Genomic DNA, 6,163 nt, shown 5'->3' with positions numbered 1-6,163 from the left:
CGCCAGCCCCACGCGCTTGCGCATGCCGCCGGACAGGTCCGCGGGCATCATCCCCTCGGTACCAGGCAGGTTGACCAGGGCCAGCTTCTCGGCCACACGCTGGGACAGCTCCTCGGGGGACAGCTCCGGGAAGTGCTCGCGCAGCGGGTAGGCCACGTTCTCCCCCACCGTCAGCGAGTCGAAGAGCGCCGCGCCTTGGAACACCATGGCCACGAGGCGGCGCACCGCGAAGAAGTCCTCCTCGCGGAAGCGCGTCACATCCTGTCCCTGGAAGAGGATGCGCCCCGCATCCGGGTACAGCAGGCCGATGAGGCACTTGAGCAGCACGCTCTTGCCCGTGCCCGAGCCGCCGATGACCACCAGCGTCTCTCCCGCGTTCACCGAGAGCTCCAGGTCGTCGAAGACGCGCTTGGGGCCGAAGGACTTCTTCAGGTGCTCGAAGTGGATCAGCTCCTCGCCGGGCGTGGGCCGGTGGAACTCCAGGGAGGGGCGTGGTGCGGACAGGCGCATGGGGCTAGAGGTAGAGGGTGAGCTTGGTGATGAAGAAGTCGGCCAGGCAGACGGTGACGGAGGTGATGGCCACGGACTGGGTGGTGGCGCGGCCGACGCCCTCGGTGCCGCCCTCGACGGTGAGGCCCTTGAAGCAGCCCACCAGCCCGATGATGACGCCGAAGACGGCGCCCTTGAGGACGCCGGAGGTGAAGTCGCTCAAGAACACCGTGTCCAGCGCGCCCTGGAAGAACAGCTCCAGGGTGATGCCGTACTGCAGGTTGACGGCGAGCGCGCCGGCCAACAGGCCGATGACATCCGCCAGCACGGTGAGCGTGGGCAGCACCAGCAGGCACGCGAGCACCCGGGGCACCACGAGCTTGCGCAGCGGATCGGCCCCGAGCGCGCGGATGGCGTCCACCTGCTCCGTCACCACCATCGAGCCCAGCTCGGCGGCGATGCCCGAGCCGATGCGGGCCCCCACGGTGAGCGCGGTGAGCACTGGGGCCAGCTCGCGGAACAGCGTGAGGATGACGACGCGGCCCACGGTGTACTGCACACCGAAGCGCGCCAGGAAGAAGCCGAACTGCAGGGAGATGACGAGCCCCGCGAACGTCGAGGTGAGCAGGGCGATGGGCATGGAGCGCACGCCCAGGGACTCGGTGTGGTAGACGAGCGCGCCCCAGTCATACGGGGGGCGCACGGCGCGGGAGAAGACCTTGCCCGTCATCACCGCGAGCGCCCCGAGCGACTCCAGCCGCTGGCGGATGCGCGCCGAGATCGACGGGGTGGGCTCGGCGGGCGAGAGCTCGGTGCTGGCTCCCGGGCTGACCTCGACGGAGGTGCTCATGTGTCCCGCTCCGCGTGGAAGCCCGCCAGCAGGGCCTCGAAGTCCGCCATGCGGGCCTCGGCCTGGCTGGGGGGTGCGACGTAGGTGAAGTCGAAGACGCAGCCGTCCTTCTTGAGGACCACGAGCTCCAGCTCCACGGGGACACCATCCAGCTTCGCGGTGTGGCGCGAGCGCATGGCCTCCCGCCCGTCCAGGGTGATGAGCTGCTGGGACAGCTCCTCCCGCTCGGTGAAGCCCATCAGCAGATGGCGGGTGAGGACAGGGAGGGGCGGATCGTCATGGCCCTCGCAGGTGGAGTTGATGGAGAGGGCACGGCCGGTGTCCGCCTCCGAGAAGGCCAGGTCGTTGCCCTCCACGAAGACGCGCTGCCAGTGCCTGGGCAGCTCGCCAATGCGGTAGCTCACCTGCGGCTTGGAGTAGACAGAGTCCTCGAAGGACACGCGGCGGCAGCCCGGGGTGGCGGGCAGGACCAGCAGTGCCAGGATCAGCGGGATCCGCGTCATCTCTCCGTCTCCAGGGAAACGGAAGGTAGACATGGACTTCCGGACGGCTAGGGGCCCCCCAGGGCAAGGGTTGACTTGCTGGCAAGGCAAGAGGGCGGCCGCAGGCTGAAGGAACGGAGGAGCCCGCTCCCTGGCAGTGGCATTCGACCAGCAGCCGACAGATGCCTCCGCTCCAGCCGCGGCCTCCGCGAGACGCGAGCCCGGAGAGCCCTACCGGGAGTTGCGCCGTTCCCGCATCTGCTCGCGCTGATGCTGCCGGCGCTCCGGGAGCTTCTTCTCCGGCAGCGCGCGGTGCAGCTTCTCCATCCTGTCACGCGTGGCGCGGATGAACTGCCCGAACTGCCCCCTCGGGCCGGCGAAGCGCTCCCGGAGCACGCTCGCGCGCAGCAGGCGGAGCCGCTCACCACCTCGGACCTGGTGCACACGGCGCGCCTCCGGCTGCGCCTGGCCTGGGGAGCCCTCGCCCTGGGCCACCTCGACGAGCCCCTCCTCCACGTCCACGCGCAGCTCCTCGCCCACCACCTCCACCTGGAAGGTGGTACCCCGCACACCCGCGACGGCCCGATCGGTGGTGATGTCGAACTTCGCCGGGGAACCGGCCACGGCCTTCTTCACCTTGGCCCAGACCGTGCCGAGCAAGAGACGGGCGGAGAAGGCCTGGCGCTCCAGCCCGGAGAAGGTGGCCTCGTCAATCTTCAGTCGCGAGCCCCCCGCGAGTACCAGCGTGCTCTCGTCCGTCAGGAGCAGTGCGAGGTTGCCCCCCGGCTGCACCGAGAGCTCGTCTCCGACTTCGATGGCGCTGCCTGCCTGGAGGACCTCGGCGGTACCTCCGGGAGCGGTGCGAGTGGCCTCCCCTTCGAGCTGCGCAACCTTCCCGACCTCCGCGAGCGCCGGGAGCGCACAGCAACACGTCAACCACAGCAGCAGGTGGCGCACAGACACACCTCCAAAGGATGGGAGCTTCAGTATCCACGAACACGCCATGTGCCCGGAAGTTGCGCCGCCGAGGCAGTGGCGTTCGAGGGGCAGCCAGCATATGCCCCCGCTCCAGCCCCGCCATGCTTCGTCCCCGCCTCTACATCCTCGCCGCCGCCGTGCTCTGGTCCACGGCGGGCGCGGCCGTCAAGCTGTCCAGCCTGAGCGCCTACCAGATTGCCTCCGGGCGCTCACTGATCGCGGCGCTGGTGCTGTGGCTCGCCTTCCCGGCCGGGCGCAAGCGGCCCTCGCTGCGAGCGCTGGGCGTCGCGGTGGCCTACGCGGCCACGGTGGTGCTGTTCATCATCGCCAACAAGCTGACCACGGCCGCCAACGCCATCTTCCTGCAGGACACGGCGCCTCTGTACGTGCTGCTGCTGTCCCCGCTCCTGCTGCGCGAGAAGCCCTCCCGCAGCGAGCTGATGGCGGCGCCCATCTTCCTGCTCGGCCTGAGCCTCTTCTTCGTGGACCAGCTCCAGCCTGGGCAGCTCCTGGGCAACATGATTGCGCTGGCCTCGGGTGTGGCCTTCGCGTTCACCATCCTCGGGCTGCGGGCCGCGAGCAGCGAGGGCCAGGTGGTGTTGGTGTGGGGCAATCTCCTGGCGGGCGTGAGCGTGCTGGTGCCGGCGCTGGGAGGTCACACGCCCACGGCCGTGGATGTGGGGACGCTGATCTTCCTCGGTGTGTTCCAGCTCGGCCTCGCGTACACGCTCTTCAACCTGGGAATCCGCGAGACGCCGGCGGTGGAGGCCTCACTGCTCATCCTACTGGAGCCTGTGCTCAACCCGGTGTGGACCTTCATCCTCGCCGGAGAGCGCCCGGGCCCGTGGGCGCTGGTGGGCGGCGGCATCATCCTGCTCGCCACGGCCTGGCGCACAGTGCTGGGTGCGCGGAGGGCGGCCTCACCAGCGCCCGGCTCCACGCCCACGGCCGAGGAATCACCTGCGAGAGATCCAAAGTGAGCTCGCGCTGACTCGAGGCAGCGGGAATCGAACCCACTGCCGGAGACTTCTGGCGAGAGGCGCAGCATGCCCCGATAGGAAGAGCGGGACTTCGCCAGCTACCGCTGCCGACGGGTGTCGTGTACGGCATGAACGGGGTGAACACCGAGCAGTGCGGCGAGATGATGAAGACCTGAAGCGCTCAAGTATTGGAGACGCCATGTGCAGTGCTCCACCGCCTGCCTCTCGTCTGGGCGGCCACGGCGCCGAGGACCCAAGCAGTGAGAAACGGTAGCGGGGACGGGTGGGAGCCCCTGCTGGGGGCGCGCCGTGCAAACCTGTCTGACAACCGGACAGGTTCGGCCAGAGCGCACTGGCGGAGCAGCCTCGAGCCACATCGCTGTCGTCACACCACGCCAGAGGCGTGGACCGCCAGCGACTTGAACTTGTTCACGTGGAGGGGCCGCGGCGCCTCGCCCTGAGCGAAGCCGCGGATGGCTTCGAGCGCCGCGTATCGATCGTAGCCAAGAACCCGCACGGTCTGGAAATGGAAGGTCCAGGCGTTGGGCCCCGTCCGACGGCCCATCACGTTGGCGCCGCAGAGGAGCCACTGGAAGTTGTGGCGGCCCATGAAGAACTTGCGGACCACGGCCGTGGTGAGGCCCGGTCCACGATGGCGTTGAGGCCGATGTTCGCGGAGCGGTACGCGGTGACGGTCGGGTGCCCCGCCGCTACGCCCATGACCGCCTGGAACAGGAAGTCCATGTAGCTCTATCAGCGTGACCGCGAGGATGTTGCTCTGCGGCACCGCCCCGGCGGCGTTGCCGTTGTGCGTGAGGAACGTCGCATGCTGGGTGAGCACTTGCATGCAGTTGACCCCGTGCGATCAGTAGGCTTGATTCCAAAGGAATGTCGGCGTATTGGCGACGACGTCATTGTGATTGGGCATGTGTGCTGTCCTCCTGCTCACATAGGACTCCCACGAGCGGAAACGACGCGGGGCCTACCACGGACGAAATTGGAGCATCCTCAGGGCCGGATTCCTGAGCGATGGTTCAGGGGGGGACTCATGGGAGACGACTCACAGGGCACACCCGCAGCATCGCCAACCCAGACGCCGTGGATGCTCGCACAGCGCCTGGCTGATCAGGGCCTGCCGCTCTCCGCCGTGCGCGAGCAACTGCTGCAGGCAGGCCTACCGTCCGAGGACGTGACGACGCTGCTCCGCGCGCTGCGCCTGAAGTCAGTGGCGGCCCCGGGTGACGAGCGTGCACCCGACGCCGCGTCGGCCCATGCTCCCAGCGACCATGGCGCTGGCCTCCTGGCGGGAATGGCGAAGGCTGGGGTGGGCGCCGGCCTCGCCCTCGCCAAAGGAGACCTCGACGCGGGGAAGCTGGTGCTCACTGGCCTCCTGCAAGCGACGGCCAGCTTCATGCAAGTAGGGCTGGACGACGGGCGCGTGGCGCCATCGCAGCCGAAGCTGGCTCCCTCGGAGTTGGCTCCCTTGGAATTGGCTCCTTTCGATGCGACGGACGGGTCGCCACGCTGTCAGGTTCACCCGCGGTTTCCCTCGGTGGGTACCTGCCCACGCTGCGGCGCCTTGGCGTGTTACAACTGCGCTCCGAAGCAAGGATTCGGCGGCACCGAGTTCTGCGCCGCGTGCGAGCAGCAACCCTCGGTGCACGAAGCACGGGTGAAGAAGGCAGCTCGCCACCTCGCGGCGACGGTCTTCGTGGAAGCCGTGCTGCTCTTGACGCTCATGTTCGTCGCCCCACTGCTGGGCACAAGCCAGCCCTCATGGGGGGGCTCCATCCCATACGAGGTGGCGCTGAGCCTTCCATTCGTCGTGCTGGGCATCGTGCAGGGGTTCGTGCGCCACCCGTGGCCAGGGGTGGTTGGCGCCGTCGTCTCGGGCGGGCTGGTGCCCGCTACCCTCTTCGTCTCTCCGGAGGAGGTGCCCATGGGGATCCTCATGCTCCTGCTTGCGCCGATGGTGGCCATGCTCTTCGCGCTCGATCGGCTGACCACGCGGCGCAAGGGGCGGCGCGTCCCTGGAGACCGATGAACAGGGCTGGATGACACGCGCTTCCCGGGTCGCCACCAGCGCACACCGGCGAACGCTCCACACCCAGGACACGGCACGCCCGACTTCATGAGGTGGAGCGTCCCGCCCCGAGGGCAGCGAGCGGGGTGTTGAGCCCCAATAGCAGTTGCCCACAGGCCCACGTCCCCTGCCGCGCGCCGCTCTGGGCTAGAGCACCGATCGGTTTGGGGTCGCGGGGTTGCGGGCACTTAGCAGCAGAATTGATGCTCGCGGTACCGCGCGGAGGACAGGGAGTGGGCGGCAGTCTGGGCCCGCAGCGAGCCGAGCAAACCTGTCATACAACCAGACAGGTTCGGCCAGA

7 protein-coding genes are annotated in these 6,163 nt (G+C 68.7%); 2 read left to right on the top strand and 5 right to left on the bottom strand.

Annotation, left to right across the window (positions count from 1 at the left end; translation table 11 throughout):
* The 4 genes from VD972_RS34985 to VD972_RS34970 form a co-directional block, all read right to left on the bottom strand.
* Window positions 1-510, bottom strand: a 510-nt coding sequence (locus VD972_RS34985; protein ID WP_324993151.1) for an ABC transporter ATP-binding protein, incomplete at its 3' end; no start/stop codon positions are given.
* A 4-nt stretch (window positions 511-514) separates the two neighbouring features.
* Entirely contained in the window at window positions 515-1,339 is an 825-nt protein-coding gene (locus tag VD972_RS34980) for an ABC transporter permease (RefSeq protein WP_324993150.1), read from the bottom strand.
* Window positions 1,336-1,842, bottom strand: coding sequence for a hypothetical protein (locus tag VD972_RS34975; RefSeq protein ID WP_324993149.1), 507 nt, complete (start codon window positions 1,840-1,842; stop codon window positions 1,336-1,338). The genes VD972_RS34980 and VD972_RS34975 overlap by 4 nt, the downstream gene beginning before the upstream one ends.
* Before the next feature lie 210 nt (window positions 1,843-2,052).
* On the bottom strand, window positions 2,053-2,778 hold the full coding sequence (locus VD972_RS34970) for a FecR family protein (RefSeq protein WP_324993148.1): 726 nt from the start codon (window positions 2,776-2,778) through the stop codon (window positions 2,053-2,055).
* A 122-nt stretch (window positions 2,779-2,900) separates the two neighbouring features.
* Between VD972_RS34970 and VD972_RS34965 the strand changes: the two genes are divergently transcribed.
* On the top strand, window positions 2,901-3,779 hold the full coding sequence (locus VD972_RS34965) for a DMT family transporter (RefSeq protein WP_324993147.1): 879 nt from the start codon (window positions 2,901-2,903) through the stop codon (window positions 3,777-3,779).
* A 385-nt stretch (window positions 3,780-4,164) separates the two neighbouring features.
* Here the strand turns inward: VD972_RS34965 and VD972_RS34960 are convergent, their stop codons facing one another.
* Entirely contained in the window at window positions 4,165-4,626 is a 462-nt protein-coding gene (locus VD972_RS34960) for a hypothetical protein (RefSeq protein WP_324993146.1), read from the bottom strand.
* A gap of 201 nt (window positions 4,627-4,827) precedes the next feature.
* On the opposite strand from VD972_RS34960, the gene VD972_RS34955 reads away from it, so the two are divergent.
* Window positions 4,828-5,823, top strand: coding sequence for a hypothetical protein (locus VD972_RS34955; protein WP_324993145.1), 996 nt, complete (start codon window positions 4,828-4,830; stop codon window positions 5,821-5,823).
* Window positions 5,824-6,163: the final 340 nt, after the last annotated feature.

It is taken from the genome of Hyalangium sp. (genome assembly GCF_035629615.1).
Taxonomy (GTDB): domain Bacteria; phylum Myxococcota; class Myxococcia; order Myxococcales; family Myxococcaceae; genus Hyalangium.
This window is presented reverse-complemented; position numbering and strand designations above follow the sequence as displayed.